This is a genomic window from Asticcacaulis sp. P4_H10, assembly GCF_056400965.1.
In genome coordinates this window covers 296322-322089 of sequence record NZ_JBFUKH010000002.1, presented here as the reverse complement: position 1 = coordinate 322089, position 25768 = coordinate 296322, and the positions used below count along the sequence as shown (strand labels likewise).

Below are 25768 nucleotides of genomic sequence, written 5' to 3'. Positions count from 1 at the left end.
TTCTGCCGGCGGGGTTTTTCGTTTTTAATATCACCCTTGAGTTTACAGGCGGCGGAAAGCCGTCGGCATGCCCGAGCCGCAGGCGTCGATGCGGTTGACAGCCGCGGCCAGGGGCTCGACGGCCACCTTCATATGGTGGGCATTGGCGTGGATAATGTTCTCTTCGTCGACCATGATGGCGACGTGGCCCTTCCAGAAGACCAGGTCGCCGCGCGCCAGGCCGTCAAGGTCGGTGCGGATGTCGAGGCCGACACCCAGCTTGGCCTGCATGTCCGAATCGCGCGGGCAGCCATAACCCGAGGCATAGAGCGCCTGTTGCAGCAGGCCCGAGCAGTCGAGGCCGATGCTTTCGCGGCCGCCCCACTGATAGGGCGCATTGATATAGCTTTCGGCGACACCGACGAAATCATCGGCAAAAGCCTCAAACGTCGACAGGTGGCTCGCGAACACCCAGCCCATGTCGTTGATATAGGCAAAGCCATTCTCGAAGCGCGTGACACTGACCAGGGCATTCAGGCTGATCGCCGTCAGGATCGAAGCCTTGACGTTCGGCGCAACGAATACATAGGTGCGCAGGGTGGAGACGTAGTGGGTCGGCAGGTACCAGTCGTTGCGGAAGGCCGAGACCGGCACATAGCCGACATAGCCGTCGCGCAGGGCCTGCCCCCAATAGAAGTCGTGCTTGCGCTCGATAACCTTGAAGCGCTCACCCAGAAGCAGCTGATCCCATTGCTCGGAGCCGTGTTCCGGCTGGGCCAGGATCGGCGCCTTGGCGTCGTAGCAGCTCAGGACTTCACCGGCGACATAGGATCGGGCCCGGATCACGCCTTCATGTGCCTGATCGGTTACGCCGTCCTTATAGGGCGTGATACGCTTGTCGAAAGGTTCGCCACTCATCTCGGTCATTACAAACGGTGCCTTTTGCATCGGTTATGCGGGGCGCTCATCCGGTTTACATCCGACTGATCAGCTGACCAGATGAACTTATTATGTGGTGAGCCTAACAGACGGATGCAAAGGTGACGTTAACAGCGAGGCTAAACGGAAGGTTTTATCGCCGCAAACCCTTTAATTCATTGGTAATGGACCTTACCGAAGCGTGACCGCACGCACCTTGCGCGCAGGCCAGAAAAAAGCCCCGGCGTCAAAACGACGCCGGGGCTGAACCTTGCCCGATCCGGTTGAGGACTACGGACAACGGCGCCGACCAGGAAACGATAACGGCGGCGCCAAGTTTATTTGGGAGACATCACGGTCGGCCAGATCCAATAGCGTCACGAACAATGTCGCATTTGTCGTACAATAAAAACGCACTCAGCGCAATTAAATAAATTCTTTTTGGTTAATTGCGCGAGCGTTGCATACACCCGATCAGAGACCACCGATCAGGTGGTAAACGGCACGCAGCCCTTGCGCCTCAGCGCCGACCGGCCAGCCAGCCCGGCCGCGCGGGTTCCACGCATAGATATCGAAATGCACCCAGGCGCCGGTCTTGGGCGCGAAGCGTTGCAGGAACATGGCGGCCGTCACCGATCCCGCCTGGGCCCAGGCCGCCGGATCGTTGCGGATGTCGGCGATATCGCTGTCGAGCGCGTCCTTGTAACCCGGCCACAAGGGCATCCGCCAGATCGGATCATTGTGCGCCAGGGCGCAGACCTCCAGGCGGCGGGCAATGTCTTCGTCGTCGCAGTAGAAGGGGATGACTTCGGGGCCCAGGGCGACGCGGGCCGCGCCGGTCAGGGTGGCGAAGTCGATCGTCAGGTCGGGCTCCAGCTCGCCAGCACGCGTCAAGGCGTCGGCCAGGATCAAACGGCCTTCGGCGTCGCTATTGCCCATTTCGATGCTCAGCCCCGCGCGCGACGCCAGGATATCGCCCGGCCGCATGGCGGAACCGGAGATGGAATTTTCGACGGCGGCGATCAGGATGTGCAGACGCACCGGCAAGCGGCAGCTCATGATCCAGTCACCCAGAGCCAGGGCGTGGGCCGCCCCGCCCATATCCTTCTTCATCAGCCCCATGCCGGCGGTCTTGATGTTCAGCCCGCCGGTGTCGAAAGCGACGCCCTTACCGACCAGCACTATGGTCGGCGTCGCCGGTCCCGGCCCCTGCCAGCTCAGCTCGATGAAGCGCGGGGCGCGGTCGTCAGCGGCGGCGCGGCCGACGGCGTGGATGGCGGGATAGTTTTCCGTCAGCAGTTCATCGCCGATGGTGACATTGAACTCGGCGCCATGCCGCAACGACAGCGCAAAGGCGGCGTCGGCGATATCGGCCGGCCCCATGTCATTGGCGGGCGTATTGACAAGGTCGCGAACAAAACTATGGACGCGGACCTCTGCTTCCAGAGCGCCGGTGTCGAGGACATCGCTGTCGTCCAGCGTCGCGACCTCCTTCGGATCGCCAGACTTGTAGCGATCGAAACGATAGGCGCCCTGATGCCAGGCAGCGTGGATAGCGTGACGGTCGAGGCCTTCGTCGGCCTTCAGCGCCCAGCGTATGGCCGGCAGTTGCGAAGCAAGGGCGCGAAAGGTCAGGGGGGAATAGTCGCCGCGCGCGCCCAGGCCGAAAAAGGCCTGCATGACGCTGCCCTCCCCCTTGCCGCCATCGCCCGGCAGCACCACCAGACTGGCCGCCTTGCCGGTAAACTTGCGTGCCGTGAGAAACGCCGACTGTGCCGGCTTCAGCGCCGCCAGCGCGCCGTCGACCTCATCCTCGAACAGGGCATGGATGGTGGGTTCGAGCTTGACGGCCTTGCCGGGCAGGGGCTTGGGCATATGAATCTCCGCTAAGCGATATGCCAAAAAATGCGCAGCGGTTTCTGGCTGAATATCGCGACAAAACAAAAGCCTGGAGCATGATGGCGCTTCGAATCAAACGCCTCGTGCCCTGGCGAATGCACGACTGTCGCACAGCCTGCGTTAACAATTGATTGGGGCCTTAACCTTAAATTCATGCCTGTCTCTGAATCCTTAACGCAGCTTTACCCAAGAGGTATCCATGCGTAACCGCCTTCTGTTCTGGTCGACCCCCGCTATTCTGGCCTCAGCTGTTCTGGTCGCCGCTGCCCCGGCTTCGGCGGGTCTTTTCGGCAAGAAAGATAAGCCGGCCGGCCTAATGACCAATATGGCGCCCGCCGTCCAGACCGACAGCTTCCGCAAGGCGAGCAAGGCCGATATCGAAAAGGTACTGCGCTCCGACCCGCTGGCCCAGGCGGCCTTCTTCGCGCTGCAGTTCAGCCGCGATCCGACCAATGCCGAGATCGGCCTCTACCTGTCCAACGCCCAGCGGGCCATCGGCAACAATGCCGAAGCCGCCGACACGGCCCAGAAGATCCTGCTGTTCTCGCCCGACAATGTCCAGGTCCTGATGGCTGCCGGCAAGTCGCATATCGCCGCCGGCAATGCCTTCTATGCCATCGAACCGCTGAAACACATCATTGAGCTGAAGCCCAATACCTGGCAGGCCTATTCGCTGCTGGGCGTCGCCTACGACCAGACACGGCGCCCGGAAGACGCGCAAATAGCGTGGGCGGCCGCGCTCAAGCTGTCGCCCAACAATCCGTCGGTCCTGACCAATATCGCCATGTCCAAGGCCGAGGCTGGAGATCTGCCCGGCGCGGAAACCCTGCTGCGCACGGCTGTGGCCCAGCGTGACGCCACTATGCAGGTTCGTCAGAATCTGGCCCTGGTACTTGGCCTGTCCGGCAATCTGGCCGAGGCCGAAAAGCTGCTGCGCCAGGACCTGCCGCCCGCCCAGGCCGACGCCAACCTCGCCTGGCTGCAAAGCCAGCAGGCCAAGCCGTCGACGACGCCCTTGACCCGATCGTGGGATTCGCTGAAGGCGTCGGGCAGCTAACCAGGGTCGTAACGACCCTGGACCCGTAACGCGACGTAGCTTGTACCATCGTCTTCGCCCTCCTAAAAGGAGGGCGAATTGCGTTTAATCCCCCCTCGACTCTCCCTTGCGATCCCGTTAACCTTTTGGTTCGTCACGCCCTGATTCCCACGCGGGAAAGGCTGGCGAAAAATATCCCCAAAAACGATACACAAGATGTAGATGTTTACTGGTCATTAACCACTAGCTGTGGTGAATATGACCCTGCCACGTGGCGCGTAACCTCGATTCGGGAATGGTAAAATGAGCTCTCTGATTTTGTCGCAGTCCAAGGCCGGTCTCCTGACCCCCAGCCATTCCTACAAGCCTTTCCGCTATCCGTGGGCCTTCGAATTCTGGCGCAAGCAGCAGCAGGTCCACTGGATCCCGGAAGAAGTGCCGCTGGGCGAAGACTGCAAGGACTGGGCGACCAAGCTGACCGACAGTGAGCGTAACCTACTGACGCAGATCTTCCGCTTCTTTACTCAGTCGGACATCGAGGTCCAGGACAACTATCTGGAACGCTATTCGCGCGTCTTCAAGCCGACCGAAATCAAGATGATGATGTCGGCCTTCGCGAACATGGAAACCGTCCATATCGCCGCCTATGCCCTGCTACTCGAAACGATCGGCATGCCGGAATCGGAATTCGGCGCGTTCATGGACTACCAGGCCATGCGGGACAAGCACGACTATATGGGCACGTTCGGCGTCGATACCGAAGCCGATGTCTGCCGGACGCTCGCCATGTTCGGCGGCTTTACCGAAGGTCTGCAGCTGTTCGCCTCGTTCGCCATGCTGATGAACTTCCCGCGCTTCAACAAGATGAAGGGCATGGGCCAGATCGTGTCGTGGTCGGTGCGTGACGAAAGCCTCCACTGCGAAGGCATCATCAAGCTCTACCACGCCTTCAACAAGGAAACGAAGGCCGTCACCAAGTCGGTCGCCGACGACATCATCGACTGCTGCAAGACTGTCGTGAACATGGAAGACAAGTTCATCGACCTGGCCTTCGAAATGGGTCCGGTCCAGGGCATGACGCCTGACGATATCAAGGCCTATATCCGCTACATCGCCGACTGGCGCCTGCGTCAGCTCGACCTGCCGGAAGTGTTCGGTGGCGTGAAGGAAAACCCGCTGCCATGGCTGCAAGTCCTGCTGTCGGGCGTCGAACACGCCAACTTCTTTGAAGCCCGCGCCACGGAATATTCCAAGGCTGCCACCAAGGGCCAGTGGACTGGCGAACAGGGCGTCTGGGGCGCTTTCGACGAACTGCTCAAGAAGCGCGCTGAAGCGACCAAGCAAGGCATGGGCGTTTAAGCTTTCAGGAACACTAAATGCAAAAGGGAGCCTTCACGGGCTCCCTTTTTAATGCCTTCTCCCCGCCCTGGCGACAGAAGAAAGGCAAGAAAAACCCCGGAAGTCGCCTTCCGGGGTTTCTTACATTCTAACTTAATCGGTCCACTTAGCGGCGGCCACCGAAGAGTTGCAGCAGGCTGATGAACAGGTTGATGAAGTTCACATACAGTGACAGGGCGCCGATATAGGTCAGGGCTGCACGCTTCTGCTGGCCGACTTCGCCGACTTCGTAGTACATCTGCTTCAGCGACTGGGTCTGCCAGGCGATCAGGGCCGAGAAGACCAGGACGCCGATAGCCGAGATCGCCATCTGCATCATGCCGCTCTTGAAGATGAAGGCATTGGCCAGGCCGGCGATGATGATGCCGAGAACGGCGGCCATCAGGAAGCCCTTCATGCCCGACAGATCGCGCTTGGTCGTATAGCCGACCAAGCTTACCACGCCGAAGGTGGCGGCGGTGATGAAGAAGATATTGGCGATCGACATACCCGTATAGAGCAGGAAGATCGACGACAGCGACACGCCCATGACGGCGACGAACACCCAGTAGAAGCTGCCGGCGACCGCTGCGTTCAGGCGGTTCATGAACATGCCCGAAGCGAAGCTCAGACCCATCGGCGCGAACGCGAAAATCCAGCCGAGCATGGTGTAGCCGCGAACGCGGCCGTCCGGCGTGATGTTATAGAGCAGTTGCAGCAGGGCCGGCGAATTGGCTACTGCCCACGCCATCAGGCCGGTAACAACCAGGCCCAGCGCCATCTTCTGGTAGATGCCGAGCAGGAAGTTGCGCATACCCAAGTCAACCGAGGTATCCTTGGTATCGGTTTTTACAGAGCCGCGGCCCTGTGCGATTTGACTATCGTAGTCAGCCATTGAGGTTATTCCCCGTTAAATCTTGTCCGGACACATCTCAGACGATAAAGCCTGATAGTCCGTCTAAACGTCAATATGATGGCGACCCGTTGTTCTTACAAGAGGTATTGTGAGAGCGGCGATCCTTATAAGCAATAAGTCCAAAGGGTTAGTCATGCGCACCGCGCGGTACCGCTCCACTCTGTTCGTGCCCTGCGGCAATGCGAAGGCTCTGGCCAAGGCGGCCGCCCTCAACAGCGACGCGCTGATCTTCGACCTAGAAGACGCCGTCGGGCCCGATGGCTGGGCCAGTGCCCTGGCCGGACTGGTGGCGACGCTGGAGGCCGGCGGATTTCAGGCCGGACAGATTCTGGTGCGGATCGATCCCCGCCATCTGGCGGCGACCATCGATGCCCTGAGCCACTGCATACGCGCCCGAACGATCACCGGCATCGTCGTGCCCAAGGTCGAAGCGCCGGAAGCTATTCATGCCGTGCGCGACGCCCTGCCACGCGATACGAGCCTGTGGGCGATGATCGAAACGCCACGCGGCGTCGTCAATCTGGCTGAAGTTGCTTCTGCCATCGGGCTGAAAGGCCTCATCGCCGGTCCTAACGACCTGCGCAAGGGCCTGCGGACCCGGCCCATGGCGGCGCGGCAGGACATTGTCACCGCACTGTCGCAAATCGTTCTGCACGCCCGGGCGAACGACCTGATCGTGCTGGATGGGGTATATAATCAGCATACGGATGAAGTTGGTTTTGCCGCCGAATGCGATCAGGGCCGCAGTTTAGGCTTTGACGGTAAGACATTGATCCACCCCAGCCAGATCGCGGGGGCCAACCGGGCATTTTCGCCTTCGGAGACCGAGATTGCATGGGCTCAGGCCGTGGTTGCGGCCTTTGAAGGCTCGGACGATGGTGTGCTGTCGGTCAATGGCGAGATGGTCGAACGCCTGCATCTGGAACAAGCGCAGGTGATCCTCGAACTTAGCGCCGGTTGAGGTAGTCCTCGGAGCGCATTTCTTCGAGTCGCGACACGGTGCGTTCAAACTCAAATGCGCCATCGCCCGCCGGATAAAGCTTAGCCGGTTCGGCTTCCGCCAGGATGACCGTCTTGGCCGAGGCTTCGTACAGTGCGTCGATCAAGGTGACGAAACGGCGGGCTTCGTTGCGGTTGTGCGGCCCCAGGACCGGCACATTCTCGATAAACACCGTCGTAAAGCGTTCGGCGATTTCGAGATAGTCGGCCGGACCGTTGTAGACGCCACACAGTTCCGAGAAGGTCGCGCGCAGCAGCGGCCCGGCGGCGCGTTTGAAGGTCAGCTTGCGCTCATTGACCGTCAGCACCGCTTCCATTTCGGTGTTGAGCCTTGTCATGTCGGTCCACAGGCCGTTGAATCCGGCGACCTGTTCCGGGCTGGTCGACGGGAAGAAATAGGTCTGGTGTCCGCGCAGGCGATCCATGCGGAAATCGCGCGGGCCAGCGACTTCGACCATCGTACAGCGCGTCTTGATCATGTCGATGAACGGCACGAACAGGTCGCGGTTCAGGCCGTTCTTATAGAGATCGTCCGGTGCACGGTTCGATGTCGCGACCAGCACGACGCGGCGTTCGAATAGCGCCTGGAACAGCCGGCCGATGATCATGGCATCGGCGATATCGGTGACCTGAAGCTCATCGAAGCACAGCAGGCGCGAACGCTCGGCGATGACCTTGGCGACCGGGGCGACCGGATCGTCACCCTTGTGCATGCCGAACACAGCTTTACGCGTCGCAACGTCGCTTTCGCGCCACTTGCGGATCAGGTGATGGACTTCGGACATGAAGGCGTGGAAGTGAACGCGGCGCTTTTTCGGTTCGCGGGCAAAGCGGCAGAACAGGTCCATCATCATGGACTTGCCGCGGCCGGGCGGGCCCCACAGGTAGAGGCCGTAAATGCGCGGGCGCATGCCGAACAGGATACGCCACCAAGTATGGGTCTGACAGATCTGGCGCTCAAGCCGCACCAACGCCTCGATCCCCGCCTTCTGGGCAGGGTCAGCCGTGATCTCGCCCGACTTGATCAGGCGTTTGTACTCGGTGCGGATACCCATGTGTCTCTGACGCTACGCGCGGCCGTTTGCGGCCATCGCCCCACCTAAGGATTACATGGCAAGCCTTCTAGCGGATTTATCGAAAGATCGCGTTAAAAAATGCTGCGGGTGCGTAATTGTGAAGCCGCGTGTGGGATTTCGGCCATAAGTTAACCGAGCAGTCGTTTGCTGACCTGCTTGGCAACCTGCACGCCATGAGCGGCGGAGGTCGCCACACACGGGTGCCAGAAGTCCGTCACCTCGCCACAGGCAAAGACGCCCGGCACGCGCGTTTCACCGAAGCGATCAACCGTGACATAACCATCCTCGCCCCGGATATCGAGGCCAGCCGGTACCACCGCTTCGAAGCCGTATTGCACCCCAAAAGCATCGAAGCGCTGGCCATTGACCGTCATGTCCTCTTGCCGGGCGTCATAAGGCCCGATCACGACCGGCACATCGGGAATACCGGTCTGCAGCAGCTTTTGCGCACGCGGTTCGCCTCGCGAAAAGACTGTGACCTGCCCACCACGGCCCCGGACAAACTTGGCCTGATCGAAGGCATTGTCGCCACCGCCGAGGATAGCGACAGACTTGCCTGCAACGTCCAGAGCTTCCATGGGCTCGCCAGGGCCAATGGCGACATTGGCCGCCGAAACAAACCCGCCCGTTCGCGGCATCGAGCCGGTCGCAACCACGACAAAGCGCGCTGACAAAACCTCCTGCGCGGTCGTCACCACAAAGCCTTCGGCTACCGACAGAACCGGCGCGTTGAGCCGCAGCTCAGCGCCCACATCGGTCGCGTGTCGCACGAGAGATGCCGCGACCTGCTGGCCGGTCTTGCCCTGCACACCGGGAATCCACAGGTTCTGATAGGGCGAGCGCGTCTGGAGTCCACCTGCAATGCCGGAAGCCTCTAGTAGCAAGGCCTCGACACCCAGTTGCTTCAGCCAGATGGCGCAGCTCAGGCCCGCCGGCCCCACGCCGATAATAATAACGTCGTATCGCATCCCCGCCTTATGCACTCATAACGGATAAATCGCTACAATGACTGCGATTTCTGACTGCGGACATGAAGATATAGGGCGGGTAAGGGGATATTAACCCCCTGCTAAGCCGAAGATAATATAACGCGGTTACGGACGCGTTCCTGCCCGTCAATACAGTGAGGACACCTGTGAAGCTTCTGTGCGTAGAAGATAATGCCATTCAGCGCCGCATGATCGACCTGATGCTTGCGACAACCGGCATAGACGTCGATTTCGCCGCCTCCGGCCCGGAAGCGCTGGAAGCTTATCAGATCGCTGAATACGACGCCGTGCTGATGGACGTTGAAATGCCCGAGATGTCAGGGCTTCAGACCGCGCGCGAAATCCGCCAGATGGAAGGCGGCTTCAACCTTTGCTACACCCCCATCCTCTTCCTTGGCGGCGAAACCGATATCGCGGTTGACGACGCCTTTGACGCCGGTGGTGACGGCCACCTGATGAAGCCCTTTACGTCGGATGCGCTGTTCGGCGCGCTCGACCAGGTGATGAAGACTGCCAACGGCCAGGGACTTCAGGGTGTGTTGCGCGCAGCGCGATAAACGCCATTCCGCGTAAAAATCCCGCCTAATCTACCCGTTTAGTCATTTTGACTTGTAAATTCGGGCAAAAAACGCCATTTGCCGCGGACGCGGCGATACTGCCGTTATTATCAGTTCCTGGAGCAACGCTATGGGTTATCGGGTCGCCGTTGTTGGCGCCACCGGCGCCGTGGGTCGTGAGATTATGACGATCCTCGAAGAAGTGAACTTTCCGGTCTCGGAGATCTACGCGGTCGCTTCGCGTAAATCCCAGGGCGTCGAGATTTCCTTCGGCACAAAAACCCTGAAATGCCAGGACATCGAAAAGTTCGATTTCTCCAAGGTCGACATCGTGCTGATGAGCGCGGGCGGCGATGTCTCCAAGGCGTGGTCGGAAAAGATCGGCGCGCTTGGCCCCATCGTCATCGACAACTCGTCGGCCTGGCGCATGCACTCGGACGTTCCGCTGATCGTGCCGGAAGTCAACCCGGACGCCATCTGGGAATGCAAGAAGAAGAACATCATCGCCAATCCGAACTGTTCGACCATCCAGATGGTCACGGTCCTGAAGCCACTGCACGACGCCGCGCAGATCAAGCGCGTTGTTGTCTCGACCTATCAGTCGGTTGCCGGCGCCGGCAAGGCGGGCATGGATGAGCTGTGGGACCAGACCAAGGCCATCTACGGCATGGGCGACAAGACACCCAAGAAGTTCACCAAGCAGATCGCTTTCAACGTCATTCCGCACATCGACGTCTTCATGGAAGACGGCTACACCAAGGAAGAGTGGAAGATGATCGTCGAGACGCACAAGATCCTCGACCCGACGATCGACGTCGTGCCGACCTGTGTGCGCGTGCCGGTATTCGTCGGTCACTCGGAATCGATCAATATCCAGTTCGAAAGCCCGATGGACGAGCATCTGGCCCGCGAAATCCTGCGAGAGGCTCCTGGGGTCGCCGTTGTCGATAAGCGCGAAGACGGTGGCTATATCAGCCCGATCGAATGCGTCGGCGAATTCGACACCTACGTATCGCGCCTCCGCAACGACACAACGGTGCCTTATGGCATTTCGCTTTGGTGCGTCTCGGACAACCTGCGAAAGGGCGCGGCGCTCAATGCCGTGCAGATCGCACAGCTTCTCGACGAACGTGGTGTTATCGCTACGGTCGCCGCCTAAAACGGCCACCAGATCAGACCCTTAAAGGCTGGCGGACCGTGGTCCGCCAGCCTTTTTCTTTTGAGCAATTCAATGTCCATTCAGACCACCGGCGCAACGTCGCCGCTGTCATCGCCCATCACCCTGGCTGTCCTGTGTTACGCCATCTGGGGGTTCGCGCCGCTCTTCTACATCCCGATCCATGGCTTCGGCGCCGGATCGTTCGAAATCATCGCGCACCGTTCGGTGTGGGCGCTGCTGTGGGCGGTTGGACTGGTCGTCGGCACCAAACAGCTCCCGGAACTGTTGGCGATCCTGCGCCAGCCCAAGCTGCTGTTTTGGCTGCTGATCTCGGGCCTGATGGTCGGACTGAACTGGGGCATCTTCGTCTGGGCTGTCACCAATGGCCACACGATCGAGTCTTCACTCGGCTACTACCTCAACCCGTTGCTCAACATGGCCGTCGGCGCCGTGTTCTTTAAGGAACGGCTGGATAACTGGGGTAAGACCGCCATTGGTGGCGCCGTCATCGGCGTGCTGGTTCAGACCCTGGCGCTGGGTCACATCCCCTACGTGGCGCTCAGCCTGGCTGTCAGTTTCGCTACCTATGGCATCATCCGCAAGCAGTTGCCGGTCAATGCCCTGTCGGGCCTGGCGGTTGAGTGCGTCTTCCTGTTCATTCCTGGCCTGATCTACCTGATCTGGCTGGAAAGTTCAGGCGGTGGTCACCTGTTCACCGCGCCGACAAACGCGATCTGGTTTGTCCTGACGGGACCGATCACCGTGCTGCCGCTGACGCTCTTCAGCTTCGTGGCGCGCCGACTGCCGCTATCGACCATGGGCTTTATCCAGTTCATCGCGCCGACCATTTCGTTTTCCATCGGCCTGGCGCAAGGCGAGCCCTTCACCTGGCTGAGGGGCGTGTCGTTCCTGTTTATCTGGGGTGGCGCGGCGGTCTTTGCTTTTGGCGCATGGCGGCGGCTGATAGCGGTGAAGGTTGTTGAGGGGTAGGGGAGCAAGAGGCCCCGCCCACCATTTGCTCAGCAAATGGTGGGCGGGGCCTCTTGCCTTACAAACACTGATACAGCGCGTCGATCAGCTTCACGGCGCGCGGGTCGCCGATCAGGTAGGACGACTGGCGGTTCATGACATAGGCCGCCGAAAGCTTGCGATCGGGATCGGCCATGACGCACGAGCCGCCCCAGCCCGAGTGGCCTAAGGCCCGCTCATTCGGGCCATAGATGTGAATACCGCGATTGCGCAAGAAGCCCGCACCCCAGCTCAGCCGGAAGGGCAAGACGCGGTCCTGGCCATAGATGCGTTCGCGTGTCGCACTGCCGAGCGTATTGACCGACAGGATGCGATCGCTACCCATCGAACCACCGCTGGCGACGATCCCTAGGAACCGGGCCAGGGCCAGGGCCGTGCCGTGAGCATTGGCCGACGGAATTTCCATGCGACGCCAGTCTTCCGAGCCACGACCGCCAGGTGCCGAGCCCTTGTCGAGGAAAGCCGCCTGCTTGATCTTGTCGATCGCGCCGAGATCGGGCGGGGACGATGGCTTTTGCAGGGCGGCGATGCGCTGCGCCTCGCTGTCAGGCGTGCCGATCATCAGGTCGAGACCATACTTCACAGCGAAATCGTCGCGCAATGCGGTGCCGAGCGTCCGCCCATCAACGCGGCGGTGCAGTTCATTGATCAGGTAGCCGCCGGTAACCGGATGATAGCCAGAGCCCTGGCCCGGCGACCACAGCGGCTCCTGCGCGCACAGGGCATCAAGCGTCGCCTGGACGTCGAACCAGATCGACGGATCTTTCGCCGGCACAAAGCCCGGCAGGCCGCCCTGGTGCGAGATCAGCTGGCCGACAGTAATACGCGACTTGCCCGCCTGACCGAACTCCGGCCAGTAGTGGGCGACAGGTGTTTCGTAATCGACCTTGCCGCGTTCGACCAACCGCGCAACCAAGGTCGCCATGACCGCCTTGCCCGTCGAAAAGATCGGCGTCAACGTCTTGTCATCAAACGGCTTCAAACCTTCGCGGTCGGCCGATCCGGCCCAGATATCGAGGACGGTTTCGCCGCCGACCACAGCCGAAAAGCGCGCGCCGCGTTCGGTCAGCCCGCTCGGGCCATTGCTGAAGTTCTCGGCGAACGCGTCTTTAACGCGGGAAAATGTTTCCGGACAAACGCCGCCGATCTCAATCATGATCCAACCTTTTTAACGATGTGACATCATCTCTATCGCGCGCGAAGAGTCTCTTCAATCGCCGTTTCGCGCCAGCATCTTCGACCGTTGTAATCCTATCGCAAATCACGCCATGTCATCGCTACCAATGGTGCCACATGCCTTGCGGGGCCGCTTCGGCGCCTCATCGTTCCTCGGCCGGGACGGCCTCGCGGGCTACTCCAGACATTCGCGCAACCACCGGGCATAGTCTTCCGACGCCCAGACAAACGGAACCGCGATGATTTCCGGTACGTCATAGCTGTGATGCTGTCTCACCAGGGCTTCCAGCGCTGTCAGCTTTGACGCCAGCGTCTTTATCGTCAGCATGATTTCTGGTGCCGTCTCGACCTTGCCCTGCCAGCTATAGGTGCTGACCATGGCATGACTCTGCACGCACGCCGCCAATCGCTGGCCGATCAGCAACGCCGCCAGATTATTTGCTTCGATTTCCGACCCGCAGGCGACGGAAACCACGACCATGTCCGTATCTGTCATAACGTTAATGTAACCGCGATTGACTTTGATTTGCAAACCGGCTGACTGGTGGCCATCCAACATGGGAGAGACCGCAATGACCTTGGTTCGGCGTACCGTTTTATCGGCAGTGATCGGCATGAGCCTGATGGCCTGCGCACCCGCCATCGCAAAAGACAAGGCGTTGCAGGACGCCGTCGCCGGTTCCTGGCGCGCCCCTGAGAACAAGGCGCGCGACAGCCAGCGCCACCCGGTCGAAGCCCTGACCTTCTGGGGCCTGAAGCCCGGCATGACCATCCTCGAAATCAGCCCGGGCGCCCGCGGCTGGTGGACGGAAATCCTGGCGCCCTACGCCAAGACAACAGGTGGCACCTATGCCGCCGCCATGGGTAACACCTCCGACGCCAATTTCTGGAAAGAAGTCTCTGACAAGTCGATCTTTGGCGAGGTCAAGGCCTATAAGCTGGCCGGCGATGACTTCACCTCGCTGCCCGCCAACTCGGCTGACATGGTCCTGGTGGCCCGCGCTTATCACAACTGGTCACGCCAGGGCGAAACGACCGATAACTTCATGGGCGCCTTCTACAAGGCGCTCAAGCCCGGCGGTATCCTGGCGGTCGAACAGCACCGCGCGCCGGAAGGCTCCGATCCCAAGGCGGGCACCGGTTATGTTCCCGAGTCCTACGTCATCGAAGCGGCGAAAAAGGCCGGCTTCGTGCTCGACGGCAAGTCGGAAATCAACGCGAACCCCAAGGATACGCGCGACCATCCGTTTGGTGTCTGGACCCTGCCGCCGATCCGCAAGAGCAGTGAAGGTGCCAAGGTCCTGACCGACGCCGAACGCGCCAAGTTCGATGCCATTGGCGAGTCGGATCGCATGACGTTGCGCTTTAAAAAGCCGAAGTAACAATTCCCTTCTCCCCACCTGAGGGGAGAAGGTGGGCGAGCTTGCTCGACCGGATGAGGGGTCACGGTCGATTCCACACACCTATCTACGGCCATTTACCCCTCACCCCTACCCTCTCCCCTTAAAAGGGGAGAGGGGGATTTATATTGACCGCCCCATCAAAAGAACATAACATGAACTTGTTATGAAAAAGAGTATTAAAGAGCGGCTGGCCATTCTTTCCGACGCTGCCAAGTACGACGCCAGTTGCGCGTCTTCCGGAACCACGAAGCGCGATTCCAGCGCGGGCGGCATTGGTTCGACCGAAGGGTCCGGCATCTGCCACGCCTATGCGCCGGACGGACGGTGCATATCGCTGCTCAAGATCCTGATGACCAATTTCTGCATCTATGACTGCGCATACTGCATCAACCGGTCATCGAGCAATATCGAACGCGCCCGTTTCACACCAGCCGAAGTCGTCTGGCTGACGCTCGAATTCTATCGCCGCAACTATATCGAAGGCCTGTTCCTGTCGTCGGGCATTATCCGCAATTCCGACTACACCATGGAGCAGATGGTCCGGATCGCCCGCGACCTGCGTGTGACGCATGGCTTTCGCGGCTATATCCACCTCAAGACTATCCCGGAAGCGTCCGCGGCCCTGATCGAAGAGGCCGGTCTCTACGCCGATCGCCTCTCGATCAATATCGAACTGCCGACCGATGCCGGGGTCGAAGCCTTTGCCCCCCAGAAACACCCGGCGAATATCCGCCGCTCGATGGGCGAGCTCAAAGGCAAGATCGATGCGGCATCCGAACTGACCTACACCAAACGTCGTAAGACCTTCGCGCCGGCCGGCCAAAGCACCCAGATGATCATCGGCGCCGATCAGGCCAGCGACGCTACCATCTTGGGCACCAGCGCCAATCTTTACGGCAGCTACGCTCTGCGCCGCGTCTACTATTCCGCTTTCAGCCCGATCCCGGATGCATCGAAGGCACTGCCGCTGATCAAGCCGCCCCTGATGCGCGAACACCGCCTCTATCAGGCGGACTGGCTCTATCGCTTCTATGGCTTTGGCATCGGGGAAATCACAGCGTCGCAGCCCGACGGCATGCTCGACCTGACCATTGATCCAAAACTGTCCTGGGCGCTCGCCAATCGCGACCGGTTTCCTGTCGATATCAATAAGGCCGAGCGCGAAATGCTACTGCGCGTGCCGGGCTTTGGCGTCAAGACAGTCGATGCCATCCTCTGCGGCCGGGCGCACAAGCGGATGGGTCTGGACGATCTGAAACGGCTGAAAGTGTCGGTGAAGAAGGTCCAGCCCTTTGTCACTGCCTCCGGCTGGACACCGGTCAAGCTGATCGACCGCAGCGACCTGCGCGAGATGATGATGCCCAAGCCGCGGCAACTGGAACTGCTATGAAAATCATCCTGCGCGGCCGAGGTGATTTTGGTGAATGGCGCGCGGCTGCTCGCGACTTGCTGCACCAGGGCACGCTGCCGCACGACATCGAATGGACCAGGGTGGAAACAGCTGATGATTTGTTTTCTTCGCCCTCCCCAGCCTCGCCGGCAGGCAACATGGGGAGGGGGGACCGCGTAGCGGTGGGCGGGGCCACGGTAGTTACCGTACCCCCCGCCTTTATCGACCTGGCCGAACAGCTTATCTGCCACAGTGACCCTGCCCGCTTCCCCCTCGCCTATCGTCTGCTCTGGCGGCTGCAAACGGAAAAAGCCCTGCTGGAAATCCCTTCTGATCCCGACGTGTCGCGCGCCCGCATGATGGTCAAATCCGTCCATCGCGACAAACACAAGATGACTGCCTTTGTGCGCTTCAAGGAGGTGCCCTCTGACACCACCCGGCGCGCCTTCGTCGCCTGGTTCGAACCCGACCACTTTATCATCGAAACCACCGCACCCTTTTTCCAGCGACGTTTCGGCGATATGGACTGGGCGATCGCGACGCCGAAAGGCACGGCGTCGTGGGACGGCGAACACCTCCATACCGATGATGAACCTGCCGCACGTCCCGACCTGAGCGATGAAACGGACGAGCTGTGGCGGACCTACTTCGCCAATATCTTCAATCCGGCACGGCTGAAGGTGAAGTCGATGCAAACACATATGCCGAAGAAATACTGGAAGAACCTGCCCGAAGCCGGACTTATCCCGGACATGATCAGCACCGCCGAAAGCCGCGTGCGCGAGATGGCCGATCGTATGGCCAGCGAGACCGTGCCCGCATTTCACAAACGCCTGCACGGCAAGTCGCTATCGTAATTTTATGGTGAATTGCGCGACTAATCATCCAACGGGGTGGGCTCAAAAATTGGGAGCTTCACAATGGGTGTCTTCAGTTCAATCAAGGACTTTCTTTTCGGCAAGAAGTTCATCACCGTCGGCAAGTCCGGACAAGCCCAGGCGACGCCGAGTCCTGCCGCTCCGACTGCGCAGACCCAACCTGCGCCGGCCGCCCAACCCACTGTCGCCGAAGTGCAGGAACGCGTCGATATCGAGGCCATCCTCGACCAGGAAGCGCGCGAAGCCGGCCAGACGCTCAACTGGCGCCAGTCGATCGTCGACCTGATGAAGCTTTGCGGCATCGATTCCAGCCTGCAGAACCGCAAGGAGCTAGCGCAGGAACTTGGCTACAACGGCGACATGAATGATTCCGCCACGATGAACATCTGGCTGCACAAGGCGGTAATGCGCGAACTAGAAAAGTCTGGTGGTCAGGTGCCCGCCAATCTCAAGGATTGAGCTTAGGGAGCGAAATATGGCCACCTTTTACGCGACCGTCTTCGAAGCCATCGAGGATTTCATCTTCAGCCATCGCGATGAGGCCCCGACACTGGGTCAGGAAACGCCGCCGCCTGTTATCGCGCCCACAGCCCTTGAGCCCGCCGGCAGCATGTCGGCGCCATTGGGCGCGCCACCGCTGGTGCCGCTTATGGACCGGGTCGATGTCGAGGCCATCCTTGACTACGCCAACGCCATGGAAGGCCGTGACCTCAACTGGCGGCAGTCAGTTGACGACCTGCTGACGCTGTGCGGGATCGATCCGTCATCGGAAACCCGGGAAGCGCTGGCCGCCGAACTCGGCATGGCAGGAAATGCCAGTGATGCCACCCTGCTTCGGGCGACCATGCACCAACTGGACGAACGCGGCGGGGACATCCCGGCGGACTTCAAATAAAAAAAGCGGCGCATCCTGGGATGCGCCGCTTTTGCTTTGAGGCGGGGGAGCCTTAGTAGCGATAGTGTTCCGGCTTGAACGGACCTGCCACCGGCACGCCGATATAATCGGCCTGCTCGGCATTGAGCGTGGTCAGCTTGGCGCCCAGCTTGTCGAGGTGCAGCAAGGCGACCTTTTCGTCGAGACGCTTGGGCAGGGTGTAGACCTGGTTCTCGTACGACTTGCCATTGGTCCACAGTTCGATCTGCGCCAGGGTCTGGTTGGTGAAGCTGGCCGACATGACGAAGCTGGGGTGGCCCGTGGCGTTGCCGAGATTGACCAGGCGCCCTTCCGACAGGATGATGATCTTCTTGCCATCGGCGAACTCGACGTGGTGGACCTGCGGCTTGATCTCGTCCCACTTGAGGTTACGCAGAGCAGCGATCTGGATTTCCGAGTCGAAGTGACCGATGTTGCAGACGATGGCGTTGTGCTTCATCTCGCGCATGTGTTCCAGGCGCAGCACGTCCTTGTTGCCTGTTGCGGTGACGAAGATGTCGGCATAGGCAGCGACTTCCTCGACCGTGCGGACTTCATAGCCTTCCATCGCGGCCTGAAGGGCACAGATCGGGTCGATTTCGGTGACGATAACGCGGGCGCCGCCATTGCGCAGCGAAGCCGCCGAACCCTTGCCGACGTCGCCGTAACCCAGCACAACCGCGACCTTGCCGGCCAGCATGACGTCGGTGGCGCGGCGAATGGCGTCGACCAGCGATTCGCGGCAACCATACAGGTTGTCGAACTTCGACTTGGTCACGCTGTCATTGACGTTGATCGCCGGGAAGGGCAGGTCGCCCTTCTGCGCCATGGCGTACAAGCGGTGCACGCCCGTCGTCGTTTCTTCCGACACGCCCTTGATGGCATCGCGGATCGCCGAATAGAAGCCGGGCTTTTCCTTGATGTAGCGCTTCATGACCTTGTAGAGCGCTTCTTCTTCCTCGTTGGTTGGGTTCTCTAACAGCGAGGCGTCCTTTTCAGCCTTGGGGCCGAGGACACACAGCAGGGTCGCGTCGCCGCCGTCATCGAGGATCAGGTTCGGATAGCCACCGTCGTGCCATTCGAAGATCTTGTGGGCATAGTCCCAGTATTCTTCCAGGGTTTCGCCCTTGATGGCGAAGACCGGCGTGCCGCGTTCGGCGATGGCGGCAGCAGCGTGGTCCTGGGTCGAGAAGATGTTGCACGACGCCCAGCGGACTTCGGCGCCGAGCGCCTGCAGGGTTTCGATCAGCACACCCGTCTGGATGGTCATGTGCAGCGAGCCGGCAATGCGCGCGCCCTTCAAAACCTGCTGCTTGCCGAACTCGGCGCGGGTCGCCATCAGGCCCGGCATTTCGCCCTCGGCAATGTCCAGCTCCTTGCGGCCCCAAGGGGCAAGGCTGAGGTCTTTTACAATGAAGTCTGACATGGGATGGGTTCCGCGCAAATTAATTTGCGCGGTTATACCCGCTGGTCGTTACCGATGCAATAAAGATATAAAGATATCTTTATATGACCACACTCTCCAGAACGCCTTCGAGCAGTCCCGGCGCCTCCGCGTTGAAACTGCCTTGCCGCGCCAGTTGCGCAAAGCCATGGACCAGAGACCAAACGGCCGCCACGCGCGGATTGATGGGTAATCCCGGACCGTTTGCCGGGTCACAGTCCTCTGCCGACGCGCCCGTTACGACCTCGTGCAATAACGAGAAGGCCTCAAAACCGGAGGCGCGATGAGCCGGATCATCGAGGTTCAGCGCTTCATAGCGCCACATCAGGTCGAAGCGCGCAGGTTGCTCAAGGGCGTAACGCACATAGGCCCGCCCCTGAGCCAGCATGCGCGCCCGGCGGTCGCCGTCCATCTGGTTCGCCGCCCGCAAGGCCGCAATCAGACCTTCAAACCCGCGCGTCGCAATGGCCGTCAGGAGGCCCCGGGCGTCACCGAAATGGTGTGCGGGCGCGGCCGGCGAAACCCCGGCACGGCGCGCGGCCTCACGCAGCGAAAAGCCTTCGACACCGCGCTCGGCCAAGATGCTCTCACCAGCGGCGATCAACGCCTCTTTCAGATCGCCATGGTGATAAGTCTTGGGCGCGTCAATGTTAACGCCGTCAAGATTCAACTTGACACTGTTTAGTTTGTCGCTCATATCGCAATCTATACACTGTTCAAATGAAGGGCAAGGGGGAGACGATATGACGGAAATGGCATTTGGCTATGGCAACATGATTGCGATGGTGGGTTGGCTGGCGCTGAGTGCCTCGTCCTTCAGCGCGCAATTGCGGCAACGCGTTGTCCCTGCCGTTCGCCTCGGCATCCCAGTCCTGTTCGCCATGGCCTACAGTGTTCTCATGGCAGCCGGCGCAGAAGCCTTTCAGCAAGGCGGCGGGTATTCGTCAATTGCTCAGGTCCGCGCCCTGTTCCTGAACGACGAAGTGCTGACGGCCGGATGGCTGCACTATCTGGCCTTTGACCTGTTCGTCGGCGCGTGGATTGTCGATGACGGCAGGCAGCGGGGCATACCCGGCGTCCTGCTCCTGCCGTGCCTGTTCCTGACCTTCATGTTCGGTCCGGTGGGCTTTGCCGCCTACATGTTCATTCGGGGGGCGCAAGGGCAGGTAAAGGCTGGCATGTTGGCGATCCTGTTCCAACGCCAACCGCTTCTGGCAGGTTATGGCGCTCTTATGCTGCTCGGCTTCGGCGTGATGCTCGGCCTGCAAATGATCGACACCCGTATGCTCGACGGCGTCAATATCTGGGTAAAGCCGGCCAAGTTCTTCCTGTCGATCGCGGTCTACAGCCTGACGCTCGCCTGGGTCTTCGGCTATGTCCGTGAAGACCGCCGCAAACAGCCGCTTATGCAGTTCGCCGTCTGGAGCACGGTGCTGATGCTGTCGTTCGAGCTGTTCTGGATCACCTGGCAGGCGGCGCACGGCACGCATTCGCACTTCAACACGGCAACACCAATGTCATCGCTGATGTACACCCTCATGGGTATGGCCATTATCGTCGCGATTGCCGCCCTGCCCCTCATAGCCTGGGAGGTCGCGCGCAGGCCAGCGCCCGGTTTGCGGCCGGACTATGTGGCGGCTGTGGTGCTGGGGCTTGCCCTGTCCTTTTTGCTCGGCGGCACATTCGCCGGCATGATGGCGTCCTACCCGACAGGCCATGTCGTCGGCGCCGAGGGCGGGCACTTCCCGGTGCTTGGCTGGAACCGCGAAGGTGGCGACCTGCGCGTTGCCCACTTCTTTGGCCTGCACTTCATGCAGGTCCTGCCCTTGCTGGCGGCGCTGGTCTCGCCCTTGCCGGCCTTCTGGCGCTGGTTCGCGCTGGTAACGGGAACGATCGCCGGCGTCGCCCTGACCGTCCTGGTCTTCTTTCAGGCACTGGCGGGACAGCCTTTTCTCGCAGGGGTCGGCTAAACCTCGTCCTTGCCCGACAAAAGGATGCACAAGAGGGTGATCGCGGCGGCCGCCAGCAGGTAGTAGCCGACGTGCGACGCGCCATAATTGCTGTAGAGCCAGGTCGCCGCATAGGGCGCAAGCGAGGCGCCAAAGATACCGGCGAAGTTGAAGGTCAGGCTGGAACCGGTATAGCGCACCTCGGTCGGAAACGGTGCCGCCAACGCCGTGCCGATCAGGCCATAGGTCAGGCCCATCAAGGCCATGGCCAAGGCCGAAAAGACGAAGATGGCACTGTCCGCCCCGCCGAGCAGGACCGGCAGGCTGAACGAAAACAGGCCGATCAGCACCGTCGTGGCGATCAGCACCTGACGACGGCCGAACTTTTCCGCCAGCTTGGCCGAGATCGGGATGAACAGGCCGAATGCGACCGAGCCCAGGATCTGGATTTCCAGCGCTTCCAGGAAGGGGATGTGGCGGGTCTTGACGTTGAACGACAGAAGCCAGGCGCTGCCGATATAGAAGAGCACGAAGGTGACCAGGCCGACAAAGCTGCCGAGCAGCAGGCTGCGCTTGTGGTGGGCAAAGATGCGCGCCAGCGGCACCTTGACGCGCTCTTCCTTGTCCTTGGCCGCCTGGAATTCCGGCGTCTCGGTGATCGAGAAACGGACCCACAGGCCAATCACGATCAATACGATCGAGGCCAGGAAGGGCACGCGCCAGCCCCAGCTCAGGAAATCTTCCTGCGAGATGTTCTGCAGCAGGACCCAGAAGGCGCCCGACGACAGGAGCAGGCCTACCGGAGCGCCCAGTTGCGGGAACATGCCGTACCACGACCGCTTGCCCGGAGGCGCGTTCTCAGTCGCCAGCAGCACCGCGCCACCCCATTCCCCACCCAGGCCCAGCCCTTGCCCAAAGCGGCAAAGCGCCAGAAGTGCGGGCGCAGCGACACCGATCTGCGCATAGGACGGTAGAAGACCAATGATAACGGTCGAAATCCCCATGGTCAGCAATGCTGCGACCAGGGTCGCCTTGCGCCCGATGACGTCACCGAAATGGCCGAAGACCATGGCGCCGATCGGGCGGGCAAAAAACGCGATCGAGAAGGTGGCAAACGACTGAAGCAAGGCCGAGGTCGCATCGCTCGACGGGAAGAACAGCGTCGGGAAGACCAGCACAGCCGCCGTGGCATAGACGTAGAAGTCGAAGAATTCGATCGTCGTGCCGATCAGGCTGGCCAGCAGAACCTTGAACGGCGAATTGAGCGGCTTGGTGTCGGATGCGGTCATGCGAAGTTTCGATCCCCAGATTATTTCATGCGCATTAGAACAATCCGGTGCATTTGACCATACCTGCCGATGCCGCTAAGGCATGTCTCCTGACGCGGAGTTATGACATGGCCGATACATCCCAGACCTTTGCTACGGTGCGGCACGACTGGACCCAGGCCGAGATCGCCGCCCTGTTCGACCTGCCGTTCATGGAGCTGGTCTTCCGCGCCGCCACCGTACACCGGCAATCCTTCGACCCCAGCGAAGTCCAGCTGTCGCAGCTTTTGTCGGTCAAGACCGGCGGCTGCGCCGAAAACTGTGGCTACTGCTCGCAATCGGCACATTTCGATACAGGTTTGAAGGCCTCCAAGCTGATGCTGGCCGATCAGGTTCTGGCCGCCGCCCAGGCCGCAAAAGACGGCGGTGCGCAACGCTTCTGCATGGGCGCGGCGTGGCGCGACCTGAAGGACCGCGACCTGCCCGCCCTCAGCGAGATGATCAGCGGCGTCAAGGCGCTGGGGCTGGAAACCTGTGCGACGCTGGGCATGCTGCGTCCCGATCAGGCGACGGCACTGAAAGACGCCGGCCTCGACTATTACAACCACAACCTCGACACCTCGCCGGAATATTACGACAAGGTCGTCACGACGCGGACCTATGCCGAGCGCCTCGATACGCTCCAGGCCGTGGCCGATGCCGGCATGAAGACCTGCTGCGGCGGCATTGTCGGCATGGGCGAAGCACGCGAAGACCGGGTGTCGTTCCTGCATCAGCTGGCCACCTTGCCGAACCATCCCGACAGCCTGCCGATCAACAACCTGGTCGCGGTGACCGGCACGCCGTTGGGCGAAAAGGCCGCGCGCGACGGCGGCATTTCGGGCATCGAATTCGTCCGCACGGTCGCCGTGGCGCGTATCGTCTGCCCCAAGGCCATGGTGCGCCTCAGCGCCGGCCGCAATGAGATGAGCGATGAGCTTCAGGCCCTGTGCTTTATGTCGGGCGCCAATTCGATCTTTGTCGGCAATCAGCTGCTGACCACACCCAACCCGGAACGCGGCAGCGACGCCCACCTGTTCCAGGCGCTCGACCTCCGGCCGATGTCTTGAGTTTTTTGCTATTTGAACGTACCTTGGCTTTATGACACGACATACATCATTGGCCATTGACGATCAGGCGGCGGAGTTCATCGATGCACAAATTGATGCCGGTCATTTTGCGTCACCGAGCGATGTGGTCAATGCTGGCCTCCGGCTCCTTGAGGAACGTGAAAGCAAGGTCCGAGCCTTAAAGGCGGCCCTAGAGAAGGGCGACACCTCTGGACGTATTCGGGACTTCGACAAGTCCGCATTCTTAAGCGAAATGCGCAGGACTTTTAAAGGTTGAAGCGTCTTGTCATTTCGTCGGCTGCCAAAGACGATCTAAGTGATATCTGGCTTTACACCGCGCGTCAGTGGTCGGTTGATCAAGCAGAGCGCTATGTTGACCAACTCCTGACGGCCTGTGAAGATTTAGCGGCAGGGATTAAAATCGGCATGACCGTCGATGACATGCGCCCAGGTCATTTCCGTAGTTTTTCTCAATCCCATACGATCTTCTATAAGCATGAAGCAGCGGATGATCTGGTTATTGTGCGTATCCTTCACCAAAGCATGAACCCCGACGACAACTTTTAAACCTGTTATCGCGCGAAACAAAAATTCACATTGCGCCGATAGCGGCGATAGCCAAGCTGTGCTAGGTATCGCCATGAACAAACCCACAAAATTGAATGATACCCAACCGGCCGCGCCTTTGACCGCCGCCGAAGCTGTCGACCAGCTGAAGCAAATCTATGACCGTTCGGTCTCAGCACTTCAGGAAGACCTGCAGGCCTATCTGACCAACCGTGTCAAACCCGCCCGCGCCATGCGCGACGCCGGCCGTTACTGCTATCCGAAACTGACCGTTGTCTGGCGCGGCCTCCACGATGCCGAAGACGACGTCATCGCTGCCGCCCATCGCCACCCCCAGGTCAACCGCGCCTTTGCCCGCTTTTCGCGCCCCGGTACCTACGCGTCTTCGGTCACCCGTCCGGACCTGTATGGCGCCTATATCGAAGAACAACTGGGCCTGATGATCGCCGACTATGGCGCCGAGGTCAGCGTCGGCCTGTCGGACCAAGAAATCCCCTACCCCTACGTGCTCGACGGCGCGGGGCTGGATCTCAACGCTGTGTCGGCCCTGGACCTGGCGCGTCACTTCCCGGCCACCGAGTTGGCGCTGATCGGTAATGAGGTCGCCGACGGCTTGGAAGTCATGGATGACGAAGGCAATCGTCCGCTGGCCCTGTTCGACGGCCTGCGCACCGACTTCTCGCTGGCCCGCCTCAAGCACTATACGGGCACGCCGGCCGAACATACCCAAAGCTACATCCTGATGACGAACTATAATCGCTATGTCGATGTCTTCGTCACCTATGCCCTGGAACAGCTGAAGAAGCCCGACAGCCCCTATACGGCGCTTTCGTGCTGCGGCAATTTCATCGTCACCAAGGACACGCCGAACCCCGAGGAACTGATCGCCAATTCGACCTGGCGCAAGCATCAGATGCCCGCCTATCACTTGCTGGGCAAGGACCGTCAGGGGATCACCCTGGTCAATATCGGCGTCGGCCCCTCCAATGCCAAGAACATCACCGACCATCTGGCGGTCATGCGCCCGCACGCCTGGCTGATGATCGGCCACTGCGGCGGCCTGCGTCCTTCACAGAGCATCGGCGACTATGTGCTGGCCCACGCCTATCTGCGCGATGACCACGTGCTGGACGACGTGCTGCCGCGCGAAATCCCCATTCCCGCTATCGCCGAAGTCCAGCAGGCCCTGCATCAGGCCGCCGTACGCATCACCGGTGAGGACGGCGACGGTCTGAAGAAGCGACTGCGCACAGGCACGGTCGTCACCACCGACGACCGCAACTGGGAACTGCGCTATTCTGCAAGCTCCTTGCGCTTTTCGTTATCGCGCGCCGTCGCCATCGATATGGAAAGCGCCACCCTGGCCGCCCAAGGCTACCGCTTCCGCGTTCCCTACGGCACGCTTTTATGCGTCTCGGACAAACCTTTGCACGGTGAACTAAAGCTGCCGGGCCAGGCCAACCTGTTCTATGAGCGCGCCATCCGCGAACATATAGACATCGGCATCGAGACGGTCGGCATCCTGCGCGACTTCGGCACACGGCTGCATTCGCGCAAGCTCAGGGCCTTTGAGGAGCCACCTTTCCGGTAATATAGGCGTGGCAGATAAAAAAAGGAGCGGTTTGCCTCTTGGCAAGCCGCTCCGATAGGATCAATGGACCTCCATCCATAGGTTTCGCGGCGCCATTTTCACGCTCGGCAGATAGTGAAAACCGTGCCTAATTCCTGATCTTACTT

Annotated in this window: 26 protein-coding genes; 16 read left to right on the top strand and 10 right to left on the bottom strand. The window is 60.4% G+C overall.

Annotated features, from left to right (window positions below):
* Positions 1–42: 42 nt before the first annotated feature.
* Together AC1DON_RS05595 and AC1DON_RS05590 are read right to left on the bottom strand one after the other, a co-directional pair.
* Complete coding sequence (locus AC1DON_RS05595; protein ID WP_476933766.1) at positions 43–906, bottom strand: C40 family peptidase; 864 nt, start codon at positions 904–906, stop codon at positions 43–45.
* Between the two features lie 465 nt (positions 907–1371).
* Positions 1372–2772, bottom strand: a complete 1401-nt coding sequence (locus AC1DON_RS05590; RefSeq protein ID WP_476933765.1) for a leucyl aminopeptidase family protein — start codon at positions 2770–2772, stop codon at positions 1372–1374.
* 223 nt (positions 2773–2995) lie between these two features.
* On the opposite strand from AC1DON_RS05590, the gene AC1DON_RS05585 reads away from it, so the two are divergent.
* Both AC1DON_RS05585 and AC1DON_RS05580 read left to right on the top strand, forming a co-directional pair.
* On the top strand, positions 2996–3853 hold the full coding sequence (locus AC1DON_RS05585) for a tetratricopeptide repeat protein (RefSeq protein WP_476933764.1): 858 nt from the start codon (positions 2996–2998) through the stop codon (positions 3851–3853).
* A gap of 282 nt (positions 3854–4135) precedes the next feature.
* Entirely contained in the window at positions 4136–5191 is a 1056-nt protein-coding gene (locus AC1DON_RS05580) for a ribonucleotide-diphosphate reductase subunit beta (protein WP_476933763.1), read from the top strand.
* Between the two features lie 145 nt (positions 5192–5336).
* Here AC1DON_RS05580 and AC1DON_RS05575 read toward each other — a convergent pair whose 3' ends face one another.
* Positions 5337–6104, bottom strand: a complete 768-nt coding sequence (locus AC1DON_RS05575; protein WP_476933762.1) for a Bax inhibitor-1/YccA family protein — start codon at positions 6102–6104, stop codon at positions 5337–5339.
* 154 nt (positions 6105–6258) lie between these two features.
* Here AC1DON_RS05575 and AC1DON_RS05570 point away from each other — a divergent pair, with 154 nt between their 5' ends.
* Positions 6259–7086, top strand: a complete 828-nt coding sequence (locus AC1DON_RS05570) for an HpcH/HpaI aldolase/citrate lyase family protein (RefSeq protein WP_476933761.1) — start codon at positions 6259–6261, stop codon at positions 7084–7086.
* On the opposite strand, the gene zapE is transcribed toward AC1DON_RS05570, so the two are convergent.
* On the bottom strand, positions 7073–8179 hold the full coding sequence (gene zapE, locus AC1DON_RS05565; RefSeq protein WP_476933760.1) for a cell division protein ZapE: 1107 nt from the start codon (positions 8177–8179) through the stop codon (positions 7073–7075). The two genes, AC1DON_RS05570 and zapE, sit on opposite strands and share 14 nt — an antisense overlap.
* A 149-nt stretch (positions 8180–8328) precedes the next feature.
* Positions 8329–9168 carry an NAD(P)/FAD-dependent oxidoreductase gene (locus AC1DON_RS05560; RefSeq protein ID WP_476933759.1) on the bottom strand — a complete coding sequence of 280 codons (840 nt, stop codon included), beginning with the start codon at positions 9166–9168 and terminating at the stop codon, positions 8329–8331.
* Between the two features lie 167 nt (positions 9169–9335).
* Here AC1DON_RS05560 and AC1DON_RS05555 point away from each other — a divergent pair, with 167 nt between their 5' ends.
* The 3 genes from AC1DON_RS05555 (at position 9336) to rarD (ending at position 11895) form a co-directional block, all read left to right on the top strand.
* On the top strand, positions 9336–9746 hold the full coding sequence (locus AC1DON_RS05555; protein WP_476933758.1) for a response regulator: 411 nt from the start codon (positions 9336–9338) through the stop codon (positions 9744–9746).
* 130 nt (positions 9747–9876) lie between these two features.
* A complete protein-coding gene (locus tag AC1DON_RS05550; RefSeq protein WP_476933757.1) occupies positions 9877–10905 on the top strand; it encodes an aspartate-semialdehyde dehydrogenase in 1029 nt (342 codons plus the stop codon).
* Positions 10906–10977: 72 nt separating this feature from the next.
* Complete coding sequence (gene rarD / locus AC1DON_RS05545; protein WP_476933756.1) at positions 10978–11895, top strand: EamA family transporter RarD; 918 nt, start codon at positions 10978–10980, stop codon at positions 11893–11895.
* Between the two features lie 58 nt (positions 11896–11953).
* On the opposite strand, the gene AC1DON_RS05540 is transcribed toward rarD, so the two are convergent.
* Both AC1DON_RS05540 and cutA read right to left on the bottom strand, forming a co-directional pair.
* Positions 11954–13090: a serine hydrolase domain-containing protein gene (locus AC1DON_RS05540; RefSeq protein WP_476933755.1), complete on the bottom strand. Its 1137-nt coding sequence runs from the start codon at positions 13088–13090 to the stop codon at positions 11954–11956.
* A 195-nt stretch (positions 13091–13285) separates the two neighbouring features.
* Positions 13286–13726 carry a divalent-cation tolerance protein CutA gene (cutA, locus tag AC1DON_RS05535; RefSeq protein ID WP_476933754.1) on the bottom strand — a complete coding sequence of 147 codons (441 nt, stop codon included), beginning with the start codon at positions 13724–13726 and terminating at the stop codon, positions 13286–13288.
* Between cutA and AC1DON_RS05530 the strand changes: the two genes are divergently transcribed.
* The 5 genes from AC1DON_RS05530 to AC1DON_RS05510 all read left to right on the top strand — a co-directional run bounded on the left by AC1DON_RS05530 (position 13725) and on the right by AC1DON_RS05510 (position 17676).
* Positions 13725–14492, top strand: coding sequence for a class I SAM-dependent methyltransferase (locus AC1DON_RS05530; protein ID WP_476933753.1), 768 nt, complete (start codon positions 13725–13727; stop codon positions 14490–14492). The genes cutA and AC1DON_RS05530 overlap by 2 nt on opposite strands.
* A 184-nt stretch (positions 14493–14676) precedes the next feature.
* The gene (locus AC1DON_RS05525; RefSeq protein ID WP_476933752.1) at positions 14677–15903 is read left to right on the top strand and encodes a putative DNA modification/repair radical SAM protein; all 1227 of its coding nucleotides are present in this window, start codon (positions 14677–14679) and stop codon (positions 15901–15903) included.
* Positions 15900–16760, top strand: coding sequence for a TIGR03915 family putative DNA repair protein (locus AC1DON_RS05520; protein WP_476933751.1), 861 nt, complete (start codon positions 15900–15902; stop codon positions 16758–16760). Before AC1DON_RS05525 ends, AC1DON_RS05520 begins: the two co-directional genes overlap by 4 nt.
* A gap of 63 nt (positions 16761–16823) precedes the next feature.
* Complete coding sequence (locus AC1DON_RS05515; RefSeq protein WP_476933750.1) at positions 16824–17240, top strand: DUF3597 domain-containing protein; 417 nt, start codon at positions 16824–16826, stop codon at positions 17238–17240.
* 16 nt (positions 17241–17256) lie between these two features.
* Entirely contained in the window at positions 17257–17676 is a 420-nt protein-coding gene (locus AC1DON_RS05510) for a DUF3597 family protein (RefSeq protein WP_476933749.1), read from the top strand.
* Positions 17677–17728: 52 nt separating this feature from the next.
* Here AC1DON_RS05510 and ahcY read toward each other — a convergent pair whose 3' ends face one another.
* Entirely contained in the window at positions 17729–19120 is a 1392-nt protein-coding gene (gene ahcY / locus AC1DON_RS05505) for an adenosylhomocysteinase (protein ID WP_476933748.1), read from the bottom strand.
* Between the two features lie 79 nt (positions 19121–19199).
* Positions 19200–19835, bottom strand: a complete 636-nt coding sequence (locus tag AC1DON_RS05500; RefSeq protein WP_476933747.1) for a TetR/AcrR family transcriptional regulator — start codon at positions 19833–19835, stop codon at positions 19200–19202.
* Positions 19836–19881: 46 nt separating this feature from the next.
* Between AC1DON_RS05500 and AC1DON_RS05495 the strand changes: the two genes are divergently transcribed.
* Positions 19882–21108 carry an ABA4-like family protein gene (locus tag AC1DON_RS05495; RefSeq protein ID WP_476933746.1) on the top strand — a complete coding sequence of 409 codons (1227 nt, stop codon included), beginning with the start codon at positions 19882–19884 and terminating at the stop codon, positions 21106–21108.
* Here AC1DON_RS05495 and AC1DON_RS05490 read toward each other — a convergent pair.
* Positions 21105–22376, bottom strand: a complete 1272-nt coding sequence (locus AC1DON_RS05490; protein WP_476933745.1) for an MFS transporter — start codon at positions 22374–22376, stop codon at positions 21105–21107. The genes AC1DON_RS05495 and AC1DON_RS05490 overlap by 4 nt on opposite strands.
* A gap of 107 nt (positions 22377–22483) precedes the next feature.
* Here AC1DON_RS05490 and bioB point away from each other — a divergent pair, with 107 nt between their 5' ends.
* From bioB to AC1DON_RS05470, 4 genes are all read left to right on the top strand, one after another.
* Positions 22484–23464: a biotin synthase BioB gene (gene bioB / locus AC1DON_RS05485; protein WP_476933744.1), complete on the top strand. Its 981-nt coding sequence runs from the start codon at positions 22484–22486 to the stop codon at positions 23462–23464.
* Between the two features lie 31 nt (positions 23465–23495).
* Positions 23496–23741, top strand: a complete 246-nt coding sequence (locus AC1DON_RS05480; RefSeq protein WP_476933743.1) for a type II toxin-antitoxin system ParD family antitoxin — start codon at positions 23496–23498, stop codon at positions 23739–23741.
* Positions 23738–24031, top strand: a complete 294-nt coding sequence (locus tag AC1DON_RS05475) for a type II toxin-antitoxin system RelE/ParE family toxin (RefSeq protein WP_476933742.1) — start codon at positions 23738–23740, stop codon at positions 24029–24031. Before AC1DON_RS05480 ends, AC1DON_RS05475 begins: the two co-directional genes overlap by 4 nt.
* A gap of 73 nt (positions 24032–24104) precedes the next feature.
* On the top strand, positions 24105–25622 hold the full coding sequence (locus AC1DON_RS05470; RefSeq protein ID WP_476933741.1) for an AMP nucleosidase: 1518 nt from the start codon (positions 24105–24107) through the stop codon (positions 25620–25622).
* Positions 25623–25768: the final 146 nt, after the last annotated feature.